The 20,583-nt window shown below is 59.9% G+C and carries 20 protein-coding genes; 7 read left to right on the forward strand and 13 right to left on the reverse strand.

The window, feature by feature from the left end; all coding sequences use genetic code 11:
• Positions 1-422: 422 nt before the first annotated feature.
• From BLW24_RS00220 to BLW24_RS00255, 8 genes are all read right to left on the reverse strand, one after another.
• On the reverse strand, positions 423-1,403 hold the full coding sequence (locus BLW24_RS00220) for an IS5 family transposase (RefSeq protein WP_090375277.1): 981 nt from the start codon (positions 1,401-1,403) through the stop codon (positions 423-425).
• Positions 1,404-1,468: 65 nt separating this feature from the next.
• The gene (locus BLW24_RS00225) at positions 1,469-1,939 is read right to left on the reverse strand and encodes a hypothetical protein (RefSeq protein ID WP_090387582.1); all 471 of its coding nucleotides are present in this window, start codon (positions 1,937-1,939) and stop codon (positions 1,469-1,471) included.
• A 255-nt stretch (positions 1,940-2,194) separates the two neighbouring features.
• Positions 2,195-2,608: an HPF/RaiA family ribosome-associated protein gene (locus tag BLW24_RS00230; protein WP_090375279.1), complete on the reverse strand. Its 414-nt coding sequence runs from the start codon at positions 2,606-2,608 to the stop codon at positions 2,195-2,197.
• 172 nt (positions 2,609-2,780) lie between these two features.
• The gene (locus tag BLW24_RS00235) at positions 2,781-3,209 is read right to left on the reverse strand and encodes a YybH family protein (protein WP_090375281.1); all 429 of its coding nucleotides are present in this window, start codon (positions 3,207-3,209) and stop codon (positions 2,781-2,783) included.
• 17 nt (positions 3,210-3,226) lie between these two features.
• Complete coding sequence (locus BLW24_RS00240) at positions 3,227-4,012, reverse strand: DUF899 domain-containing protein (protein WP_090375283.1); 786 nt, start codon at positions 4,010-4,012, stop codon at positions 3,227-3,229.
• Between the two features lie 48 nt (positions 4,013-4,060).
• Positions 4,061-4,702: a YciI family protein gene (locus BLW24_RS00245; protein WP_090375286.1), complete on the reverse strand. Its 642-nt coding sequence runs from the start codon at positions 4,700-4,702 to the stop codon at positions 4,061-4,063.
• Positions 4,703-4,790: 88 nt separating this feature from the next.
• Complete coding sequence (locus BLW24_RS00250; protein ID WP_090375288.1) at positions 4,791-5,552, reverse strand: ABC transporter permease; 762 nt, start codon at positions 5,550-5,552, stop codon at positions 4,791-4,793.
• Positions 5,549-6,478 carry an ABC transporter ATP-binding protein gene (locus BLW24_RS00255; protein WP_090375290.1) on the reverse strand — a complete coding sequence of 310 codons (930 nt, stop codon included), beginning with the start codon at positions 6,476-6,478 and terminating at the stop codon, positions 5,549-5,551. The genes BLW24_RS00250 and BLW24_RS00255 overlap by 4 nt, the downstream gene beginning before the upstream one ends.
• Before the next feature lie 160 nt (positions 6,479-6,638).
• Between BLW24_RS00255 and BLW24_RS00260 the strand changes: the two genes are divergently transcribed.
• The gene (locus tag BLW24_RS00260; protein ID WP_090375292.1) at positions 6,639-6,938 is read left to right on the forward strand and encodes an I78 family peptidase inhibitor; all 300 of its coding nucleotides are present in this window, start codon (positions 6,639-6,641) and stop codon (positions 6,936-6,938) included.
• Between the two features lie 41 nt (positions 6,939-6,979).
• On the opposite strand, the gene BLW24_RS00265 is transcribed toward BLW24_RS00260, so the two are convergent.
• Positions 6,980-8,806, reverse strand: a complete 1,827-nt coding sequence (locus tag BLW24_RS00265) for a long-chain-acyl-CoA synthetase (protein ID WP_090375294.1) — start codon at positions 8,804-8,806, stop codon at positions 6,980-6,982.
• 158 nt (positions 8,807-8,964) lie between these two features.
• On the opposite strand from BLW24_RS00265, the gene BLW24_RS00270 reads away from it, so the two are divergent.
• The 6 genes from BLW24_RS00270 (at position 8,965) to BLW24_RS00295 (ending at position 17,130) form a co-directional block, all read left to right on the forward strand.
• A complete protein-coding gene (locus BLW24_RS00270) occupies positions 8,965-10,032 on the forward strand; it encodes an AraC family transcriptional regulator (RefSeq protein ID WP_090375296.1) in 1,068 nt (355 codons plus the stop codon).
• Between the two features lie 21 nt (positions 10,033-10,053).
• On the forward strand, positions 10,054-11,592 hold the full coding sequence (locus BLW24_RS00275) for a sigma-54-dependent transcriptional regulator (RefSeq protein WP_090375298.1): 1,539 nt from the start codon (positions 10,054-10,056) through the stop codon (positions 11,590-11,592).
• Positions 11,593-11,882: 290 nt separating this feature from the next.
• On the forward strand, positions 11,883-12,395 hold the full coding sequence (locus BLW24_RS00280) for a sigma-70 family RNA polymerase sigma factor (protein ID WP_090375300.1): 513 nt from the start codon (positions 11,883-11,885) through the stop codon (positions 12,393-12,395).
• Between the two features lies 1 nt (position 12,396).
• Positions 12,397-13,356, forward strand: a complete 960-nt coding sequence (locus tag BLW24_RS00285; protein WP_090375302.1) for a DUF4880 domain-containing protein — start codon at positions 12,397-12,399, stop codon at positions 13,354-13,356.
• Between the two features lie 105 nt (positions 13,357-13,461).
• Positions 13,462-15,915, forward strand: a complete 2,454-nt coding sequence (locus tag BLW24_RS00290; RefSeq protein WP_090375304.1) for a TonB-dependent siderophore receptor — start codon at positions 13,462-13,464, stop codon at positions 15,913-15,915.
• A 60-nt stretch (positions 15,916-15,975) separates the two neighbouring features.
• Positions 15,976-17,130 carry a PepSY-associated TM helix domain-containing protein gene (locus BLW24_RS00295; RefSeq protein ID WP_090375305.1) on the forward strand — a complete coding sequence of 385 codons (1,155 nt, stop codon included), beginning with the start codon at positions 15,976-15,978 and terminating at the stop codon, positions 17,128-17,130.
• Between the two features lie 203 nt (positions 17,131-17,333).
• Here the strand turns inward: BLW24_RS00295 and BLW24_RS00300 are convergent, their stop codons facing one another.
• The 4 genes from BLW24_RS00300 to BLW24_RS00315 all read right to left on the reverse strand — a co-directional run bounded on the left by BLW24_RS00300 (position 17,334) and on the right by BLW24_RS00315 (position 20,546).
• Positions 17,334-18,245 (reverse strand): SDR family oxidoreductase, encoded by a 912-nt coding sequence (locus BLW24_RS00300; RefSeq protein ID WP_090375307.1) that lies wholly within the window; start codon positions 18,243-18,245, stop codon positions 17,334-17,336.
• Between the two features lie 107 nt (positions 18,246-18,352).
• Positions 18,353-18,883: a DUF1569 domain-containing protein gene (locus BLW24_RS00305; RefSeq protein WP_090375309.1), complete on the reverse strand. Its 531-nt coding sequence runs from the start codon at positions 18,881-18,883 to the stop codon at positions 18,353-18,355.
• Positions 18,862-19,767: an alpha/beta fold hydrolase gene (locus BLW24_RS00310; protein ID WP_090375312.1), complete on the reverse strand. Its 906-nt coding sequence runs from the start codon at positions 19,765-19,767 to the stop codon at positions 18,862-18,864. Before BLW24_RS00310 ends, BLW24_RS00305 begins: the two co-directional genes overlap by 22 nt.
• Positions 19,764-20,546 carry a class II aldolase/adducin family protein gene (locus tag BLW24_RS00315; RefSeq protein WP_090375314.1) on the reverse strand — a complete coding sequence of 261 codons (783 nt, stop codon included), beginning with the start codon at positions 20,544-20,546 and terminating at the stop codon, positions 19,764-19,766. Before BLW24_RS00315 ends, BLW24_RS00310 begins: the two co-directional genes overlap by 4 nt.
• Between the last annotated feature and the right edge of the window lie 37 nt (positions 20,547-20,583).

Here is a 20,583-nt window from a genome sequence, read left to right on the forward strand (position 1 = left end):
GCCAAAATCAGGAAGTCTTTTTCAGACCATCCACAGACGTATTCTCAGAAAAAGAATGCAACATTCTTGGCTATCTGACCTTGGAACATGCCGTTCAAGCGACTTCAATGGAAGACGCTCTAAACGAGATTGCGCAACAAATCAAAAAACATAGGGCTGTCATTCTCTCCAAATGCAAACGCATTGTGGCAGAGGGTTATGCCAGGTTTTTGAAAGCTCCAGACATGATTCACAGAAGCGATGTGGCTGCCATCCGACTCACAAAGGATAACCTAGGGATGGTCTGAAGTAGCCCTGTATTTCCGGTCAACTTCAGCCTCCGCTGATTTTGAAAGCGGAAAACTGATCAAAAACGATCAAGTCATCCGCTCATTTCGGTGTTTCTGGCCGCCGCGAGCACCTCGCAGCGGTCATTTCCCACATTACAGGCGCACCTCTCCTGCATTCGTCAGCAAATGTCGACGGGCCATCCACAGGTTCGACAGGGCGAACAGCGTTACCAGTTGTGCGGTGTTTTTGGCCAGGCCACGGAAGCGCGTCTTCACATAACCGAACTGGCGCTTGATCACGCGAAACGGATGCTCGACCTTGGCGCGCACTTGGGCTTTGGCCTTCTCGATCTTGCGCTTGGCTTTGTATAACCCGCTGCGCTTATCGAGCTTCCTGTAAGTGCTGCGGCGGGCAGCAACCTGCCAGATCACCTCGCGCCCATCATGTTCGGGGCGCTTTTCGACACCGGTATAACCCGCATCGGCGCACACCACGTTTTCCTCGCCGTGCAGCAACTTGTCGACCTGAGTGACATCCGCCACGTTGGCCGCCGTGCCTACCACGCTGTGTACCAGCCCCGACTCGTCATCCACGCCAATGTGCGCCTTCATGCCGAAGTAGTATTGGTTGCCCTTCTTGGCCTGGTGCATCTCTGGGTCGCGTTTGCCGTCCTTGTTCTTGGTCGAACTCGGCGCATTGATCAGCGTGGCATCGACGATGGTGCCTTGGCGCAACGACAGGCCACGGTCGCCAAGATAGCCATTGATGACGGCCAGGATGCCGGCAGCCAACTCATGTTTCTCCAGCAGACGACGGAAGTTGAGGATGGTGGTTTCGTCGGGGATACGTTCCAGACTCAGCCCGGCGAACTGCCGCAGGATAGTGGTCTCGTACAGCGCTTCTTCCATCGCCGGGTCGCTGTAGCCGAACCAGTTCTGCATCAGGTGCACACGTAGCATCGCCATCAGCGGATAGGCCGGCCGACCGCCTTCACCCTTGGGGTAATACGGTTCGATCAGTGCGATCAAACCCTTCCACGGCACCACCCGATCCATCTCGATCAGGAACAACTCTTTGCGGGTCTGCTTGCGTTTGCCGGCGTACTCGGCATCGGCGAAGGTCATTTGCTTCATCGGAAAACTCGGCGGGTGGCGTCCGGGCATTTTGCCAAAATCAGGAAGTCTTATTCAGGATTTCCTTAGACGTAGATACTGACGCCGCCTCTGGCCTGCAACCAGTCGCGGTAGGTGGTCAGCGAGTCGGTCTGCTGGTCGCCGTTGTAGCCAACAAAGCTGTCGGTCTTGTCCAGGCCTGCATCGACCAACTTATTGATCTGCGCCAGCAGCTTGGCGGCGTCCTCGCGATCCAGTTCGGCGACATCCGGCAGGGCAATTTTCGAGGTATCGCTCTCAGGCTCGGCCACCGGGCGAAAGCGATCACTGGCAATCGCGTTGCTCGCGCCGCTGCTCTCGGCGTGCATCGCGCGCAGCAGGCCACCACGGCTGTTGGCCACCATACCGCTGGCAAAGCGGCGAATCTCCGCAAGCGGGTCTGGCGCGCTGGTACTCGGTTTATCCGTACTGTTGCCACTGCCGGCAGCAGCGGTGCTGGGTTTGACGGTGTTGGCAAAGTAGCTCGCCAGCGGCGAATTGTTGGAAATACTGGTCATGGCGAATCCCTGCATAGGTCAGCTGGCAGGCATTTCTGCAGAATATGGGCCAACCACCTGCAGGCCAGTAAATATGCGGCTTACCACCCATTCCGTCATACGCGAGGAGGCAGCGCGTTGCCGCTCCAGGCCGGCTATTGCCGCCGCAGGCATACAGCCTGGCCCCTGAAACGACAGCGCCCCCGCAGAAAACTGCGGGGGCGCGTGTAGTGGGTCGATGAGCAGCCAGTCTGGCCGGCTGCCCTTGGCGTTTATTTAGACGGCGCGCAGACGTTCCTCGGCGAGGAAGTCCTCTTGCAACAGAGCGTCCCGACCAGGGATATCGTTCGCCTCGTCGGCGTGCAGTGGCGTGACGCGCTTGCTGCGCAGCTTGCCGAATTGATGCTCAAGGGCGTGGTGCAGTTTTTCGATGGAGCCGTCGATGGCCTGTTCCAGTGACTCGGCCTTGTGGGTGACGGAAATAGGTTGCAGGCCCTTTGGCCGCGCTTCGATCTGGCAGCGCTTGTCGTGCGCGCCGGCTTTGGCGCCGTTGTCGTCATGCAGATGGACAACGATGCGGGTCAACTCGTCATCGAAGCGCTCCAGCTTGCTGGCAACACTGGCACTCACCCACTCAACCAGACGAGCACTGCCTTCGATGTGGTTATCGCTGTGAACTTGGATTTGCATAAAGCTTTCCTTCTTCAACTGTTCGCGAAAGCGTCGCCTACCAAGGCGACAACTCCAGCCTACGCCACTACGCCCCCCTTTAGGCAAGCACTAAGACGTTGGTCGTAGCCACAAATCTGCAACGCGCCCTCCTGCAATTCGCTACACCCCTTGTGCCCCGTGAGTTGCAAGGCTAGGGCTGCAAATCAAACAAAACTTTTCCGCTTTCCATATCGCACGGCATGGAGAAATGCTCGTGGGCGATCAGCCATTGCCCGCCCTGCAGGCGGAAACACTGGCTGACGCGCATCCAGCTGCTGTGCATTTCGCCCTTGTCATCACTGCCGCCACAGTGGAACAGGTAGTGCACCACGGCCAACTCATCACTAAGCAGAAAGCTCGGCTGATGGATCTCGAACAAGCCCGGGCCGGGACACATTTCCATGCAGGCCTGCCAATGCGCCTGATAGGCGGCGCGGCCCTGAAACCGCAGCGGGCCGATGGCGTCGTAGGCCACCACATCTTCGGCGTAGTGGCTCATGATACTGCTGACATCCTTGCTGCGGCAGGCGGCGGACCAGGAGTCCAGTTGCTGTTGAATCTGCGCTTGGGCGTTGCTCATGGTCGTGCTCCTTGTGCTTATTTCTGGGTCGAGGCGCAGCAGGCATGCGCCGCTGCCGGTTGCTGGTATTCGTCGTGCAGGCGGGTCCAGTGCATGCCCTTGCCCTCCAGATCGGGCATACCGTCCCAGCCTTCACCGCGACCGAAGGGCGTGAGGTCGAGGTAGTGAAAGCTGCTCATCAGTATTTCCAGACCACGGCCGTAACTGGAGTAGCAGTGATAGACCTGCGCGCCATCACGCAGAAATACGCTGACGCCAGGCTGCTCGCCCTGCACGTGGTAGTTCAGGCCCAGGCGCTCCAACTCAGCCTTGTCACGGTAGTTGTACTCGACCGGAGCGACCTGCTCGTCAGTCGTGGCGTGGTAGTCGTAGTTGAACGCGCTACCCAGCGAGGAATACCAGGGCAGGCTCCAGCCCATGCGCCGCTGAAACGCCTGCAGATCGGCCAATGGCGCGCGGGAAACCAGCACCAGGGTGGTATCGCGGGCATGCAGGTGAGCTTGATGGCCGATATTGTCGACCAGGCAGGAACAACCGTCACAGCCCTCACCGCGCTCCATGTGGTACATGAAGTGGTAGACGATCAGCTGACTGCGCCCGGCGAACAGCTCGACCAGGCCCACTTCACCCTCGGCCCCCTGAAAACGGTAATCGGCCTCGACCTTGACCATCGGCAGCTGGCGGCGCTCGACGTTGAGCGCATCACGCTGCTGGGTCAACGCCTTCTCTTTGGCCAGCAAGGCCTTGCGGGCAAGCAGCCACTGCTCACGGCTGGCAATCTTGGGGTATTCAGGACGACTCATGGGCAGTGCTCCTTTACCGTTGCTTGATCAACGCGGGCAGCGTGCGCTCTAGACCTGCAGCTCGCGTACCGGGCGGACTTCCACACAACCGACGCGCGCCGCCGGAATATGCCCGGCCAGCTGGATGGCTTCATTCAGGTCGCGGGCTTCCACCAGATAGAAACCCGCCAACTGCTCCTTGGTTTCGGCAAACGGGCCGTCGATGATCGACAGCTTGCCGCCGCGCATGCGCTGCGCCAGGGTGGCGGGCGTGGTGAGAAAGGCGCGGGCAATGTCCTCGGTACCCAGATCGCAGACTTCGCGCAGGGTCAGGGCCACCTGGGCATCGCTGGCCAGCGCCGGGTGACAACAGGTGAAGATCAGGCGCAGGCGGTCGTCTTCAAGCAACTCGCCTTCGTCCAGCGGCGCGTCATCGGCCAACTCAAGGTGGTCATCCAGCGGCTGGAAACGCCGCTGCCGGCGCAGGTTGTCGATGGTCTTGAAGCGCCCCGCCGATACCAGCCAGGCACGCGGATTGGCCGGCACACCGCTCTGCGGCCACTGCTCCATGGCCGCGCGAAAGGCTTCGTGCAACGCCTCCTCGGCCAAGTCGAAATCGCCCAACAAGCGAATCAGGGTGGCCAGCACACGGCGCGACTCATCGCGGTAAAGTTGCGCGAGCTGGGCCTGCAATGCAGTTGGAAACTCCATTCCAGTGTTCTCCGTAAAGCGCCTGACGACGACGCGACCCACCACCGCGCCGCCTAGACCGTTCCCACACTAGCGCATCACGAACGCTTCAGCTTTTCAGCCGATAACCGGTTTTGAAGATAAAGCCCACAGCCAGGATGCACAGCAGCAGAAAGCCGAGAATCATCGCCAGACTCAGACCGACATTAACGTCAGAAACGCCGTAGAAGCTCCAGCGGAACGCGCTGATCAGGTACACCACCGGGTTGAACAGGGTCACCGTCTGCCAGGCCGGTGGCAGCATGCTGATTGAGTAGAACGCGCCGCCCAAAAAGGTCAGCGGCGTGACGATCAGCGCCGGCACCACCTGCAGCTTCTCCCAGCCGTCGGCCCAGACGCCGATGATGAAGCCAAACAGGCTGAAGGTCAGCGCGGTCAGCACCAGAAACGCCAACATCCACAACGGGTGAAGAATCTCGAAGTCGACAAACAGCCGCGCGGTAATCAGGATCACCAGGCCGAGAATGATCGATTTGGTGGCCGCCGCGCCGACATAGCCGATGAGGATTTCCAGGTAGGACACTGGCGCCGACAACAGCTCATAGATGCTCCCCGAATACTTGGGCATGTAGATGCCAAACGAGGCGTTGGAAATGCTCTCGGTGAGCAGCGCCAGCATGATCAGCCCCGGCACGATAAAGGCGCCGTAGCTCACCCCCTGCACCTGGGTCATGCTCGAACCGATGGCCGAACCGAACACCACGAAGTACAGCGAAGTGCTGATTACCGGGGTGGCGATACTCTGCAGCAGGGTGCGCCAGGTGCGCGCCAGCTCAAACAGGTAAATGGCACGGATTGCATAGAAATTCATGCGCGCGACTCCTTGACCAAAGACACAAAGATTTCTTCCAGCGAACTCTGACTGGACTGCAGATCCTTGAAGTCGATGCCGTGCTGGGCCAGGTCCTTAAGCAGTTCGGCAATGCCGGTGTGTTCGCTCTGGGTGTCGAAGGTGAACACCAGGGCGTGGCCCTCATCAATCAGCTCAAGCCGGTAGCGCGCCAGCTCGGCGGGAATGCTCGCCAGTGGCTGTTGCAACTGCAGCGTCAGCTGTTTCTTGCCGAGTTTGTGCATCAGCGCCTGCTTGTCTTCCACCAGAATGATCCGGCCCTTGCTGATCACGCCGATGCGATCGGCCATCTCCTCGGCTTCTTCGATGTAGTGGGTGGTGAGGATAATGGTCACGCCGCGCTCACGCAGACGCCGCACCATGTTCCACATGTCGCGGCGCAGCTCGACATCGACGCCGGCGGTAGGCTCGTCGAGAAACATAATCTGCGGCTCGTGGGAGAGCGCCTTGGCGATCATCACCCGGCGCTTCATGCCGCCGGACAGCTCGAAAATCTTCGCGTCGCGTTTTTCCCACAGCGACAGGTCCTTGAGCAGTTGCTCCAGATAGGCCGGATCGGGCTTCTTGCCGAACAGGCCACGGCTGAATTTCACCGTCGCCCAGACGGTTTCGAACACATCGCTGACCAGCTCCTGCGGCACCAGGCCGATCTGCGAGCGCGACGCGCGGTAGTCCTTGATGATGTCCTTGCCGCCCACCAGCACCCGCCCGCCGCCTGGGTTGACGATGCCGCAGATAATGCTGATCAGGGTGGTCTTGCCCGCGCCGTTCGGGCCGAGCAAGGCAAAGATTTCTCCGGGGCGAATGTCCAGATTGATGTCTTGCAGCGCCGGATGGCCGCTGGCGTAGGTCTTGCTCAGCTGTTGAATCGAGATCACCGCTTGCACAGAACCTCCTGCTCTGGGAAAAGCGCAATTGTAGGGAAGTTGGCCGGGCTTGCGGAAATGCTGATACACGAACCTGGACTGATTGAGCCGCCCAACGTTGAGCTACAACGGATGCGGCTGCTAGGCTGACCCGAGATTTACCCAGACAAGGAAATAGACCATGGCTCTTCGTCACGCCCTCGCCAGCCTTAGCCTCCTCACCCTGTTGGCCGGTTGCAGCTCACAGCAACCAGCCCAGCAAGCTGCCGAAATCAGCGGCGACTGCAATGTCGAGCAGGTGCACGGCGTACTCGGCCAGACCGCCAGCAGCGAGCTGATCGAGCAGGTGCAACAGCAGGCCAACGCCAAAACCCTGCGTGTGCTCGCCCCCGGCGACGCCGCGACCATGGATTACAACCCGCAGCGCCTGAACATCGATATTGATGAAAGCGAAGTGATCATCCGCCTGACCTGCGGTTAAACGCCCCTGACACGCGAAAGCGCGTGCCAGGGTATTGAGCCTCAGTATCGATAGTTACCGGCGGCGATGGCCATCTGTAACCCGCGGGTCAGCGGTACGTAGCGATCAGTACCTGGCATCCAGGCATACAGCGGATCGCTGCAGCGGTCGAGGTCGTAGGCCTGCTCCTTTAGCGGCGCTTTCTTGTGCTTGAAGGTGCCAGTGGTTTCCATTTCGGCACTCAAACGCAAGAACAGCGGCACGGCGTAGGCCGGCAGTTCCTGGCGCAAGTGCGTAAGCAGGGCCTGAAAGTCAAAATCCGCCGGCGCACAGGCCAGACGGATGCAGGCCATGCCGGCGCGGCCGTTGGTGTTGGCCACCTCGACACCATAGACCACGGTTTCACTGACCTCAGCCACGCCATCGAGCACCGCCTCGACCTGGGTGGTGGAGACGTTCTCGCCCTTCCAGCGGAAGGTATCTCCTAGGCGGTCGACAAACTGCGCGTGGCGAAAGCCCATGTCGCGCATCAGGTCGCCAGTATTGAACCAGGCGTCGCCCGGCTCGAACACATCGCGCAGGATGCAACGCTCGGTGTCACGGGTATTGGTGTACCCATGGAACGGCGACTTGTCGGTGATCTTGCCCAGCAGCAGGCCCGCCTCGCCCTTGGCCACCCGCTGCAGGTGGCCGTTCTCGCGCAGCGGCGCCTCGCGCTCCTGATCGTAGCGAACGATGGCGTAGGGATAGGGTGAGAAGCCCACGGTGTTGTCGAGATTGAGCAGATTGGTAAAACCGATATTGCCCTCGCTGGAGGCATACAGCTCGACCACCCGCTCGACCGCGAAGCGCTGCTTGAACGCCTGCCAGATGCTCGGGCGCAGGCCATTGCCGACCATCACGCGGATCGGGCTGGCAGCGTCGCCGGGACGTACCGGCTGGTCGAGCAGGTAGCGGCACAGCTCACCGACATAACCGAAGGCGGTCGCCCGATGCCGCTGCACCTCATCCCAGAAACGGCTGGCGCTGAACTTGCGCACCATAATCAGCGCCGCCTGGCCGGCCAGTACCGAGCCCCAGCACACCACCATGGCGGTGCCGTGATAGAACGGCAGGCTGACGTACATGCGGTCCTCGCGGCCCAGGCGCACGGCTGCGAAACCGAAGGCCCCATAGCCCTTCATAAAACGCCCATGGTTGAACACCACGGCTTTCGGCAGGCCGGTGGTGCCGGAGGTGTAGATATAGAAACAGGGATCGTCGGCACGCACCGGGCGCTCCAGCAGCGGCGCATCGACGGGATAGTCCTGCAGCACGGCCGCCGGGTGCTGCCAGCCTGCGGGCGCCTCGCCCGGGTCGCGCCAGGTTGGCCGGTCGGCGAAGTAGTGCCAGGCATCGGCGGGCAGCGCCACCTCGGCGGCGATTTCCGTGAAGGCGTCTTGCAGCTCCTCACCCACCAGCACCATACGCGGCGTTGCCAGGCTGATGCTGTGGGCCAGCACGCGGCCGCGCTGGCTACTGTTGATCAACGCGCTGACCGCGCCGAGCTTGGCGCAGGCGACCACCCCGGCGAGCAGCTCGAAGCGGTTCTCGAACATCAGCGCCACGCTGTCGCCCTGGCGCAGGCCGTGAGCACGCAGGTAGTGCGCCAGCTGGTTGGCCCAGCGGTCGAACTCGGCGTAACTGAGCTGTTCGTCACCCTGAATCAAAGCCACACCCTGTGGATTGTCACGGGCCGCCGACTCGATACAACTGGCCAGGCTGACGGGGTAATCGCCACGGCTGCGGTTGCCAATATGCAGCCCCTTGACGATAGCGGGCAGGTCGACCAGCAGACGGGGCAAGCGTGACAGCAGGCGTGGCAAGGTGATCAGGTCAGCATGACTCATGGTGCAGGACTCCAGGCGGTGCGAAGCACTCGATGTTGTTTGCCGGTCAATCTAGCCGCTCGCCGCTGTGCGTTTAATAGCCAGAGGTTGCATCGCAGTGGCAATTTGTCTCACCGGCGGCGCACAATCGAGCGACCCTGGTTGGAAAAGGACGCCCCATGCCACTGGCCCATACACCTAGCGCAACCGCTTCACAGTTGCTTGATCTGTACCTGTCACTGCAGGGCTTCGGCCTGGCCGGCCCGGATGATCTGGACGAATTGGGCGTCGAGCTGGAGCAGTTGAAAAAACTGGAGATACGCGTGCCGGTGCGCTGGGCCTTGCACCTCTGGCAACGCGCGGCCAGCCGTGGCGCGCGTGCGGAAATCGGCCTGCTGGTCGGCCAGCAGCATGGCCTGCACACCCGCGGGCCGGTTGCCCATCTGGCCGCGCAGAGCGCCACCCTGGGTGAGGCCATCGAACTGTTTCGCCGCTATATCCCGGTGATGAGCGAGGGCGAAAGCCTACGAGTTGAATCCTTTGCCGGGCGGGTGCGTATCCACTTTCTGTTCAATGCGCCGCTGCTCGGCCACCCCGTCGTCAGCGAGCACAGCCTCAGTTCCGCACTGTGCTGGGCCCGTCAGCTCACGGGGGTGCGATTGATGCCGCAGGCTGTGGGGTTTCGTCATGCGCCACTGGCGCCCCCAGCGATCTATCGCCAGGTGTTCGGGGTGTCGCCACGTTTTGCCGAGGCCTTCGATTACCTCGACCTGCTGGAGGCTGATCTACAGCTCGCGGTGCTGGGGGCCAATGCCTATCTCAAGGACCTGATGCAGCAACGCGTGAGTGCCATGCGGGCCCAGCTGCCAACGCAGCGCAGCACCCGCTTGCAGGTGCTGCAGCTGATCGAGCAGAACCTGCTCAGCGGCGATCTGTCGGCAGACGGTGTAGCGCGGCACCTGGCCATCAGCCGGCAAACCCTGCACCGCCACCTGCGTGAAGAGGGCTGCTGCTTCTCTGAACTGTTGGCCCTGGTGCGCCGCCAACACGCGCTGCAACGCCTGCAGCAGCCCGGTTGCCGGGTCGAGGCGCTGAGCCGCGAACTGGGTTTCAGCGAACCCAGTGCCTTCTACAAAGCCTTCAAAAGCTGGTTTGGCCTGTCGCCGAAAGCCTACCGACAACAGGCTACTGGCGACTCGACAGATTTAACTAAGGCAGACAGACCGGGCATACTGGCGCACCTGTAAACCAGTCGGCCGCCCGTTTCCATGCGTATTCACGTCACCTTTATCGACCGCGTTGGCATCACCCAGGAAGTGCTGGCCCTGCTCGGTGGGCGCAATCTCAACCTGGATGCGGTGGAGATGGTGCCGCCGAACGTGTATATCGACGCGCCGACCCTGAGCCCTGCAGTGCTCGACGAACTGCGCGAGGCGCTGTTCAAGGTGCACGGTGTGCAAGCTGTGACCATTGTCGACATCCTCCCTGGCCAGCGCCGCCATCTGCAGCTCGACGCCCTGCTTGCAGCGATGACCGATCCGGTACTGGCGGTCGACAGCCAGGGCCGCGTACTGCTGGCCAACCCGGCGCTGATTGAACTGTGTGGCCAACAGCCCGAGGGTCTGGGCATTGGCGAGCTGTTCGCCGACAGCCAGCTGGAAGTGGAACTGCTCGACCAGGGCTTTCGTCTGCCGATGCGTGAAGTCACCCTCAAGGGCCAGGCATTGCTGCTGGATGCGCAGCCCATTACCGAGGGCGTCGACGGTAGCGCCCGGCACCTGGCCGGCGGTCTGCTCAGCCTCTACGCACCGAGCCGCATCGGCGAACGCCTGGCGGCGCTGCACCACGATCACGCCGAGGGCTTTGATTCGTTGCTCGGTGACTCGGCGCCGATCCGCAGCCTGAAAACCCGTGCCCAGCGCGTCGCCACCCTGGATGCGCCGCTGCTGATCCAGGGCGAAACCGGCACCGGCAAAGAGCTGGTGGCGCGCGCCTGCCACGCCATCAGCACGCGGCGCACCGCGCCGTTTCTTGCGCTCAACTGTGCGGCATTGCCGGAGAACCTCGCCGAAAGCGAGCTGTTCGGCTACGCCCCTGGCGCCTTTACCGGCGCCCAGCGCGGCGGCAAGCCGGGGCTGCTGGAGCTGGCCAACCAGGGCACAGTGTTTCTCGATGAAATCGGCGAGATGTCGCCCTACCTGCAGGCCAAGCTGCTGCGCTTTCTCAGCGACGGCAGCTTTCGCCGGGTCGGCGGGCAGAGCGAGGTCAGGGTCAATGTGCGCATCCTCAGCGCCACCCACCGCAACCTGGAAAAGATGGTCAGCGAAGGTGCGTTCCGCGAAGACCTGTTCTATCGCCTCAACGTACTCAACCTCGAAGTACCGCCGTTACGCGAGCGCGGCCAGGACATTCTGTTGCTGGCGCGACACTTTATGCAGCAGGCCTGCGCGCAGATCCAGCGCCTGCCCTGCCGCCTGACACCGGACACCTACCCGGCGCTGCTGGGCAACCGCTGGCCGGGTAATGTACGTCAGTTGCAGAACGTGATCTTTCGCGCGGCGGCCATCTGCGAAAGCAATCTGGTGCAGATCGATGATCTGGATATCGCCGGCACCGCCGTAGCCGCGCAACAGGCCGACGGCGAAGTCAGCAGCCTGGAAGCCGCCGTGGCCGAGTTCGAAAAAGCCCTACTGGAAAAGCTCTACCCTAGCCACCCCTCGACCCGGCAACTGGCGACCCGCCTACACACCTCACACAGCGCCATCGCCACACGCCTGCGCAAGTACGGTATTCCGAGCAAGAACTGATACGCGGTTTATTGGCGGGCCGTAAGTCAGCCCTTTGCGAACGGCTGCTTTCATTCCAAAGCGAAACCAACACCGGTGATAGCTCGCGGGCATGGACTTATTGTGAGAGCCAACTTAGAGCACGATGAGAAGCGAACCTGTTAGCCACATCATGGATTTACAGGCGAGGTTGCCGGGCAGTATGAAGGGGCACTAGTAATTCGGTTGTTTTAAGCGGCCCACTGGATATTTGATGTTGAGAAGCATTACCATTGCCGTCCTCTGTTGGAAGATGCCAGTGAGTTTTCGCAATGTCGGTGGTGGAGTTAGCTTCCCAGCAGTCAATACAACGTCTCTACAGCGATCATCATGGTTGGCTGAACGGCTGGCTGAGACAGCGTCTAGGGTGTGCCGATCACGCTGCAGACCTGGCCCAAGATACTTTTTTGCGGCTACTCAAAACACCGGGAATTCTGGCGGATATTCGCCAACCGCGTGCCTACTTATCAACCGTTGCCCACGGTTTGGTTGTCAATTTTTGGCGGCGCCAGTCAGTTGAGAGGGCCTATCTCGAAGCGCTCGCTGTTCAGCCTGAGGCGCTAGCGCCATCGCCAGAAGAACGCGAACTCATTCTCGAGACACTGCTGGCGATTGACGCCATGCTCCTGCGTTTACCGGGCAAGGTCCGCCAGGCGTTCCTGTTGTCACAACTGGAAGGACTGACCTACAGCGTTATTGCCGAACGTTTAGGGGTGTCTGAGCGCATGGTTAAAAAGTACATGGCGCAGGCCATGCTGCACTGCTTGATGCTAAAGGAGCAGTGATATGGCCGCTCAACTTGATTATCAGGTGCTTGAGCAGGCGGCTGAGTGGTTTGCGGTGCTTGCGAGTGAGCAGGTCAGCGATAAGCAGCGTCATGCGTGGCAATTGTGGCTAGCAAGCAATCCGGCGCATGAAGCCGCCTGGCAGAACGTGCAGCGTATCAGTGGTCAATTTCACGCGTTGCCAGTTGCTCAACGCCCGCTTGCGCGCAAGGCTTTGCAGGGCGTTGGGAGCACGCGGCGACAGGTTCTGGCCAGCCTACTGCTACTGGGCAGTGGTGCAGTATTAGGGCTGGCGGTTTCGCGTAAACCGATGCAGGCCTGGGTGGCGGACCAGACCAGTGCGACCGGTGAGATCAAAGAGTTGACACTCGCAGATGGCGGGCAATTGTGGCTCAACAGTAATAGCTCAGTTGATATTACCTACGGCCCACAGCATCGCCTGATGCACTTATGGCAGGGTGAGTTATTGCTCGACAGCGCCCCAGACACACAATCACCTGCCCGGCCGTTGTACGTTGAAACGGCCGATGGGCGCCTGCATGCTTTGGATGCGCGCTGCAGTGTGCGCAAACAGGCGCAAGGCACGCTGCTCAATGTGTTTGCAGGTGCCGTGCGTGTCACCTGTAAAAGTGGCGTCAGTAACGTCGTGCAGGGCGGCCAGCAGGTGTTGTTTGATCATCAGCAAATCAGCGTGACAAGCATGGCATCTAGCGGGCGTGATAGTTGGCGACGTGGGATTTTGCTAGCTGATAATCGCTCTCTCGGCTCGTTCATCAACGAACTCTCTGAGCATGTACCCGGGCATTTGGCGGTGGATCCACGGATTGCTGATTTGCTGATTGTTGGCGCATTTCCGCTACAAGACCCAGAGCGCATTTACGCGGCGCTCGAGTCGAGCCTGCCGATCCGGGTTAACCGGCGCTGGTCGTGGTGGGTGACCCTGGAGCCGATAGCGAGCTAAAACGCGGCTTTTGGGTTTTTAGCGCGAATGACAATTATTTCTGAGTTCCCCTTTTCACGACTCGCTTGGCCTATTCGTTATAACCATCTGCCAAAGGGTCACCCGATGTGCTCTACCGATTGTTTGCCATCTCGTCCATCCAGCCTGCGTCAGGCTATTCGTTGCGCTGCCTTGCTGCTGCCCTTGGCATTAGTCCCGCAGATGTCGTTCGCTGCAGAGGCGCAAACCAGCAGCCAGCAAGTGCGTCAATACAGCATCGCGCCCGGTAACTTGTCATCTGCCTTAAGCCGCTTTGCCGGTGAGGCAGGAGTGATGCTAGCGATCGACGCGCGGCTTACAGAAGGAAAGCAGACATCAGGGCTCAATGGGACGTACGGGGTTACGGAGGGCTTTTCGCGCTTGCTAGAAGGCAGCGGTTTGAGCGTGAGCCAGACTGAGCAAGGTGCTTACACCTTGCTCAGGCAAGACAATGCCGGGGTCACGCAGTTACCGGCTACCATGGTTAAAGGTTTTGCCCTGGGCAACGCGCTCGGCAGCATGCAAGGCTACAACGCCACGCATAGCAGCATTGCCACTAAGACCAGCCAGCCACTGCTAGAAACCTCACAATCAGTATCGGTTGTAACCCGCGAGCAGATGGATGATCAAGGTTCGCAAACCGTGGCCGAAGCCATGCGCTATACGCCCGGTGTCATGACCAGCCCTTATGGCGCAACTCACCGCTATGACTATGTGGCGATGCGCGGCTTTAATGATGGCTCGGTGGACAATCTGTTCCTCGATGGCCTGAAAATGATGGGCGACAGCGGCACCTACAGCACACTACAAATTGACCCCTACTTTCTCGAGCGTATCGATATTCTCAAAGGGCCGTCATCCGTGCTTTATGGCCGTAGCCTGCCGGGTGGTTTGGCAGCAATGACCACCAAAAAGCCTGAGTTTCAGTCATCCGGTCAGATTCAAGCGAGCGTAGGCAGCAACAACAAGAAGGGCGTCGGGTTTGATTTTACTGGGCCGCTGGACGATCAGCAGCGCATTGCTTATCGCTTGACCGGGCTGGTCGACAGTGCCGACACCCAGTTCGACTATGCCGATGAAGAGCGCTACGCGCTGGCGCCAAGCGTGTCCATCGACTTCAGCGAAGACACCAGCTTGACCTTGCAGGCTTATCTGCAGAAAGACCCAAACAGTGGCTATCACGGTGGTTTACCAGCTGATGGCACGATCAATCGCCATGCTGGACGTTATATCTCTGAGCATTTCTTCGAAGGCGAGCCCGATCAAGACAGCTTTGAGCGTGAACAACAGATGATTGGCTATCAATTTGAGCATCGCTTTAACGATACCTGGTCTGGGCGCCAGAATTTCCGCTATCAGACTTCAGATGTCAGTTCTGAACAGCTCTATGCAGCGGGTTGGGCGAGCGATACCGAACTGTTCCGGGCTTACACTGGTGCAGATGAAAAGCTCCACGCGTGGACTGTCGACAACATGCTTCAAGCCGAATTTGACACCGGCGCTGCGCAGCACACATTGGTTGGTGGTTTTGATTATCAGCGGCGCAAAACCCGTGTGGATTACACCGCTGGTACCGCCAGTAATATTGATGCGTTCAATCCGGTGTACGGCGGCACTGTCACCCTGAATCCCGCCTGGGCCAGCAGTGCCACTCGGCGCCTTGAGCAAACCGGCGTTTACCTGCAAGACCTGATCGCACTGGATAAATGGCGCTTCTCGCTAGGGGCTCGTCAGGACTGGGTCGAGGTTGAGTCAGAAGATGAAATCTACGGTGGCACTAGCGAAGATGATCCAAGCCAGTTCACCGGGCGCGCAGGTGTGTTGTACCTGTTTGATAGCGGCGTGGCGCCGTACATGAGTTACTCCGAGTCGTTCAACCCTAACGCCTATGCTGACCAAGACGGCAACCCGCTGGCACCGACTGAAGGCAAACAGTGGGAGTTCGGCTTGAAGTTCCAGCCTACTGGCAGGGATGACCTGTACACCGCATCACTGTTTCATATCGAACAAGAAAACTTGGCGTCTAAAGCAGCGGATGAACACTTCTATCGTCCAGTTGGTGCCGTACGCTCACAAGGCCTCGAACTTGAGGCGCGTATGCAACTGACAGAGGCTGTGCGCCTGCTGAGTAGCTATACCTTCACCGATATTGAATATTCAAAATCGATCACCAGTACGGTTGATCCTGCATTGGACAACGAGGGCAACTCTCCGACGCAGGCGGCTGAGCATATGGCATCGCTTTGGCTCGATTACAGCTTCCTCGGTGGCAGCCTGGACGGTTTGAAAGCGGGCGCCGGTGTGCGCTATGTCGGCGCAAGCTGGGCGGATGCGGAGAACACCCTTGAAGTCCCGTCCTACACCCTGATTGATGCATCTATGAGCTATGACCTCGGCCAGTTGGGTTTGACCGGGTTAGACGTGCGCCTGAATGCCAACAACCTAACCAACGAGCGTTATGTAGCCTCGTGCGGCAGCCTCAATTACTGCTACTTCGGTGAAGAGCGCAACGTCACCGCGACGGTTAGCTACAACTTCTGATTTTGTCTCTTCAACGCCGGGATTTAACGTCCCCGGCGTTCGTTTGCCTGGATAAACGTCATGCGTTCATTGCTGGTTTATTTTCATCGCTACGTCGGCCTGGCGACTGCATTGTTTCTTGCTTTGGCCGGCATAACCGGAAGCATTTTGGCTTTTCATCACGAGCTTGATGAGTGGCTGAATCCGGGTTTCTACAACACTCATGGCAGCGGCAAACCGATGTTGCCCGGAGACCTGGTTGACCGCCTGCAAACAGCACACCCGCAGTTGCAGGTTTGGTACATGGAGTACCCGGATGAGGCTGAGCACCCCGCCTTAATGGCCATGGTGCCGCGAACTGACCCCACCACTCAGAAACCCTATGCGAATGCGCGTGCGGTGGTTTATTACGTTGATGCGAGTAATGGTCAAACCCTCGGTCAGCGGTATTGGGGCGACTGCTGTTTTTCCCGAGAGAACTTCGTGCCGTTCATTCTCGAGTTCCACTACAACCTGACATTACCGGGTAACTGGGGAATTTTGTTGATGGGGTTGGTTGCGATTTTTTGGAGCTTGGATTGTTTGATCGCGCTGCTATTAACCCTGCCAAGAAAACTGCCGTTTTGGTCCAAGTGGTCAATCGCGTGGAAAATCAAACCCAAGCGCTTAAATTACGATGTGCACCGTGCCGGCGGACTGTGGCTTTGGTTATTGCTGACGCCGGTCGCGGTCAGCAGTATTGCCATGAACCTGCCCGCAGAAGTCTTTAAACCAGTGGTATCAATTTTTTCACCAGTGCCTCTGAGCGTGCACGAGGCCCGCGGGCGCATGCCAGCGGAGCAGCTCGGCACAACCCATCTGGATTACCACCAGCTTTATCAGCGAGCGCTTGAGGAAGGGGCGCGATTAGGCTTAAACGAACCCGTGGGCGAGTTGTATTACAGCTTTGAGTACAACTTTTTTGGGGCGGGCTTTGGCGCCCACGGCAGTGATGAAGGCAATGCATGGCTGTATTTTCATGGCAGCGATGGTCACTTCCTGGGCCAGGATATTCCGGGGCAAGGCAGCTTGGACGAGCGTTTTTACCAACTGCAGTTACCTATTCACGGCGGGCGAATTTTAGGCTTGCCTGGACGCATATTGATTGCCGTACTCGGACTGGCCATTGCCGTCTTGAGTGTTACCGGCGTGGTGATCTGGTGGCGTAAGTTGCTTGCGCGGCGCCGCACTGCTTAGGTGTTCAGACTGAGTTGACCCAGCTTTTCTAGGCACTCAATAAATGCCGCTGACCGACTGGCGGCCCGTCACACCATCACTGCGAACGAGCCATTTACCCCGTTCGCTAAAAAGCCAAAGGCCGGCAATTTAGCCGGCCTTTGCGTTGCAGAGCGATACGCGAGGCATCAGCCTAGTGACTGAGCGCCCGGCGATTGTCGAGATCAGAGGGCGAACTTCTGCAGGTTGGCCATCATCTCTTTCATCGCTTCGATATTGTCCTTCGGATGGGCCGCGCCCTCGAAGTCGCAGATCTGCGCGAAATTGGCAGCCACGTCTTCCGGGCTGTAGCCAACCCGCGGATCGAAGCCGGCACCCAAGCTGCGCTCCCAACGGACCTTGCCCATCCAGCCACCGCCGACTTCGAACAGGCCGGAGGTTTCTTCGCAGGCATTGCTCGCCAGGTACACCACCAACGGGCTGACCAGCTCAGGCTTGAGCTGCTCGAACACCTGCGGCGGGATCAGGCCTTCGGTCATACGCGTGCCGCCGGTAGGGGCAATGGCGTTGACCAGGATGTTGTTCTTGCGTCCTTCGAGAGCCAGGGTACGGGTCAGGCCGTACAGGCCGAGCTTGGCCATGCCGTAGTTGGACTGGCCGAAGTTGCCGTAGATGCCCGAGGTGGACGCAGTGAAGATAACCCGACCATAGCCCTGCTCACGCATATGCGGCCAGGCGGCGCGGGTGACCTTGTAGGCGCCCTCGACGTGGACTTTGTAAACCAGGTCCCAGTCGGCGTCTTCCATCTTGTGGAAGGTCTTGTCGCGCAGGATGCCGGCGTTATTCACCACCACATCGATGCGACCGAAGGTGTCCAGGGCGCACTGCACGATCTTCTCGCCGTCGGTCACCGAGTCGTGGTTAGCCACGGCCGTGCCACCCGCTGCACGGATTTCCTCGACCACCTTGTCCGCCGCCGAGGCGTTGGCACCTTCACCGTGGGTGCTGCCGCCCAGATCGTTGACCACCACCTTGGCGCCGTGCTTTGCGAACAGCAGCGCATGGGCGCGGCCCAGGCCGCCGCCAGCCCCGGTGACGATTACAACCTGATCTTGAAAACGGATGTCGTCGCTCATGCAGCATTCCTCGGCAGATTAACAATGCGCCGAGTGTCCAGCAGGCGCACTCCGGTCACAATAGATACAAGTCGCGCTGAATGGTGCGCAATAAAGCAGCGGGATAGTTAGGCCGGGTGGATCAGGCTCAAGTGGTTATACAGATGCAACACATGAGCCTGGGCGTAATCGGCATAGCTAAGCGCGCCATAGGCAAAATGCGGCTGCAACTCGCCCTGATACGCGGCGAAGTCGGCAAACGCCTGCTGCAAACGCTGCAGCGCCTGAGCCTGGGTCGCGGGTGTATTCAGCGCAGCCGCACCGGGAATGGCTTCATCCAGCGGATGGCGCATGGCCCCGCTCGCGGCAAAGACGCTGAACGCCAGCGGGCCGACTCTGCTGCGAAACCAGGCGGGCTTGAGCTCGGGATACCCACTGATGGAGTACTCGATGCTCTGCGCGCAATGGTTGAACACTTCGGCCGGGCTCCAGCCTTTAAGGCTCAACAGCGGTTGATCGACCAAGCCGGCCAGCACCTGCTGCGCGCCCTCCAGGCTCAAGGCAGCGGGAGCCTCGCCGCTGGGCAATGCCCAGAAACCGGCACCCAGAGCCACCACACCACCGAGGGCGGCACCTTTCAGGACTGTGCGTCGTTGCATCGTTTGGCCTCCAGCCGTTGACGAAATTGCAGGTAATGCGTCAGCACCTGATCCGGTGCCTCGGTCTGCGGATAATGGCCAATGCCCTCCAGCAGCACAGTGTCTGGCTTGGCAATCAGCTCACGGTAACGCGCCACCATATGCGCCCCGGAAATTGGGTCGACTGCACCGTCGATCACTCGCATCGGCACCGCCGTAGCCTGCATCGCCGCCACCCAACGGTCACGGTTGACCCGGCGCTCGGGCATATAGCGGATCAAGCGATGCATCACCGCCGGACCGTTATTCGCGGCAATCAGGCTCCAGAAGTCATCCAGCTCACCGGCGCTCGGTTGAGTGTGCGGGCCAAACACCTTGGCAAAACTCTGCGCCAGCTTCTGCCGGCTGAACAACCGGCCAACCAGCGGGCCGATGGGGCTGAGCAGCAGCTTCTGCACCAATACCGGATGGTGCGTTTCCGGAAACAGCCCGCCATTGAGAAACACGCAACTGGCGAGCTGCACGCGTCCGTCCTGATGCCGCGCCAGCAGCTCTTGCGCCACGCTGTCGCCATAGTCATGGGCCAGTACATGCAGCGGTTTATCCACGCCCAGGTGCGCCAGCAGCGCCTGTTGCAGATCGGCCTGCTCCAGCAGGCTGTAGGCATGCCCACGCGGTTTGGCCGAGTCGCCAAAGCCGAGCATGTCACAGGCTATCACCTGATAGCGCTCCGCCAGCGCGGCCCACAGGTAGTGCCAATCCCAACTGGCGGTGGGAAAACCATGAATCAGCAACAGCGGCTCGCCCTGCCCGGCCGTCCAGTAGCGGATGGCATGGCCGTTAAAGCTGAAGGTCTGCCCCGCGCTGCGCCAATCCGCCAGGGCAACCCCTGGCAGCGCCGTCATGCTGCGTAACCTGGCATCTGTTGATCCAGTTTGCGCAGCAGTGCCGGCCACGGCAGTGCGCCGCCCATGCCCTGCGGGCTTTTCATCACGCCGGCGATCATCGCCCGGGCGCCATCAAGAATCTGTTGCGGGATATGGATCAGCTCTGCCCCGCCGCTCTGCGCCATCACCTGAATCTCGCAGGCGCGCTGCAGGGTGAACATGCCGAGGAAGGCATCGGCGATGCTGCCGAAGGCGGTGAGCAGGCCGTGGTTAGGCAGGATCATGAAATTCTTGTCGCCCAGATCCGCCTGCAGGCGCGACTTCTCGTCATGGTTCAGCGCCACGCCTTCATAGCCGTGGTAGGCCAGGCTGGCGAGAACGAACAGCGACTGCTGCGACAGCGGCAACAAACCCTGCTTCTGCGCCGATACAGCGATCCCCGCTGGGGTGTGGATATGCAACACGCAACCAACGTCGTGACGCACTTCGTGCACGGCACTGTGGATGGTGTAGCCGGCCGGGTTGATATCGAACGGGCTGTCCATCAGCTTTTTACCGGAGAGGTCGATCTTCACCAGGCTGGAGGCGGTGATCTCATGGAACATCAGGCCATAGGGGTTGATCAGGAAATCTTCAGTGCCGGGAATCTTCGCCGAGATATGGGTGAAGATCAGATCATCCCAGCCATACAGGGCAATCAGTCGGTAGCAGGCGGCCAGGTCCACCCGCGTCTGCCATTCGGCAGCGGAAACCTGATCCTTGAGGCTGACAACAGGCAGTGCGTGGGCAACGGTCATGGTGGACTCCTCGGCTTTTGTTATTAAAGTGCCCAGG

Source organism: Pseudomonas anguilliseptica (assembly GCF_900105355.1).
Taxonomy (GTDB): Bacteria; Pseudomonadota; Gammaproteobacteria; order Pseudomonadales; family Pseudomonadaceae; genus Aquipseudomonas; species Aquipseudomonas anguilliseptica.

Excerpts from the sequence above, each read along its gene's own strand:
- BLW24_RS00305 (WP_090375309.1), bottom strand. The coding sequence starts at position 18,883 with ATGCAACGACGCACAGTCCTGAAAGGTGCCGCCCTCGGTGGTGTGGTG.
- BLW24_RS00290 (WP_090375304.1), top strand. The coding sequence starts at position 13,462 with ATGTGCTCTACCGATTGTTTGCCATCTCGTCCATCCAGCCTGCGTCAG.
- BLW24_RS00260 (WP_090375292.1), top strand. The coding sequence starts at position 6,639 with ATGGCTCTTCGTCACGCCCTCGCCAGCCTTAGCCTCCTCACCCTGTTG.
- BLW24_RS00270 (WP_090375296.1), top strand. The coding sequence starts at position 8,965 with ATGCCACTGGCCCATACACCTAGCGCAACCGCTTCACAGTTGCTTGAT.
- BLW24_RS00230 (WP_090375279.1), bottom strand. The coding sequence starts at position 2,608 with ATGCAAATCCAAGTTCACAGCGATAACCACATCGAAGGCAGTGCTCGT.
- BLW24_RS00235 (WP_090375281.1), bottom strand. The coding sequence starts at position 3,209 with ATGAGCAACGCCCAAGCGCAGATTCAACAGCAACTGGACTCCTGGTCC.
- BLW24_RS00220 (WP_090375277.1), bottom strand. The coding sequence starts at position 1,403 with ATGAAGCAAATGACCTTCGCCGATGCCGAGTACGCCGGCAAACGCAAG.
- BLW24_RS00275 (WP_090375298.1), top strand. The coding sequence starts at position 10,054 with ATGCGTATTCACGTCACCTTTATCGACCGCGTTGGCATCACCCAGGAA.
- BLW24_RS00295 (WP_090375305.1), top strand. The coding sequence starts at position 15,976 with ATGCGTTCATTGCTGGTTTATTTTCATCGCTACGTCGGCCTGGCGACT.
- BLW24_RS00315 (WP_090375314.1), bottom strand. The coding sequence starts at position 20,546 with ATGACCGTTGCCCACGCACTGCCTGTTGTCAGCCTCAAGGATCAGGTT.
- BLW24_RS00245 (WP_090375286.1), bottom strand. The coding sequence starts at position 4,702 with ATGGAGTTTCCAACTGCATTGCAGGCCCAGCTCGCGCAACTTTACCGC.
- BLW24_RS00280 (WP_090375300.1), top strand. The coding sequence starts at position 11,883 with ATGTCGGTGGTGGAGTTAGCTTCCCAGCAGTCAATACAACGTCTCTAC.
- BLW24_RS00310 (WP_090375312.1), bottom strand. The coding sequence starts at position 19,767 with ATGACGGCGCTGCCAGGGGTTGCCCTGGCGGATTGGCGCAGCGCGGGG.
- BLW24_RS00285 (WP_090375302.1), top strand. The coding sequence starts at position 12,397 with ATGGCCGCTCAACTTGATTATCAGGTGCTTGAGCAGGCGGCTGAGTGG.
- BLW24_RS00250 (WP_090375288.1), bottom strand. The coding sequence starts at position 5,552 with ATGAATTTCTATGCAATCCGTGCCATTTACCTGTTTGAGCTGGCGCGC.
- BLW24_RS00240 (WP_090375283.1), bottom strand. The coding sequence starts at position 4,012 with ATGAGTCGTCCTGAATACCCCAAGATTGCCAGCCGTGAGCAGTGGCTG.
- BLW24_RS00265 (WP_090375294.1), bottom strand. The coding sequence starts at position 8,806 with ATGAGTCATGCTGACCTGATCACCTTGCCACGCCTGCTGTCACGCTTG.
- BLW24_RS00300 (WP_090375307.1), bottom strand. The coding sequence starts at position 18,245 with ATGAGCGACGACATCCGTTTTCAAGATCAGGTTGTAATCGTCACCGGG.
- BLW24_RS00225 (WP_090387582.1), bottom strand. The coding sequence starts at position 1,939 with ATGACCAGTATTTCCAACAATTCGCCGCTGGCGAGCTACTTTGCCAAC.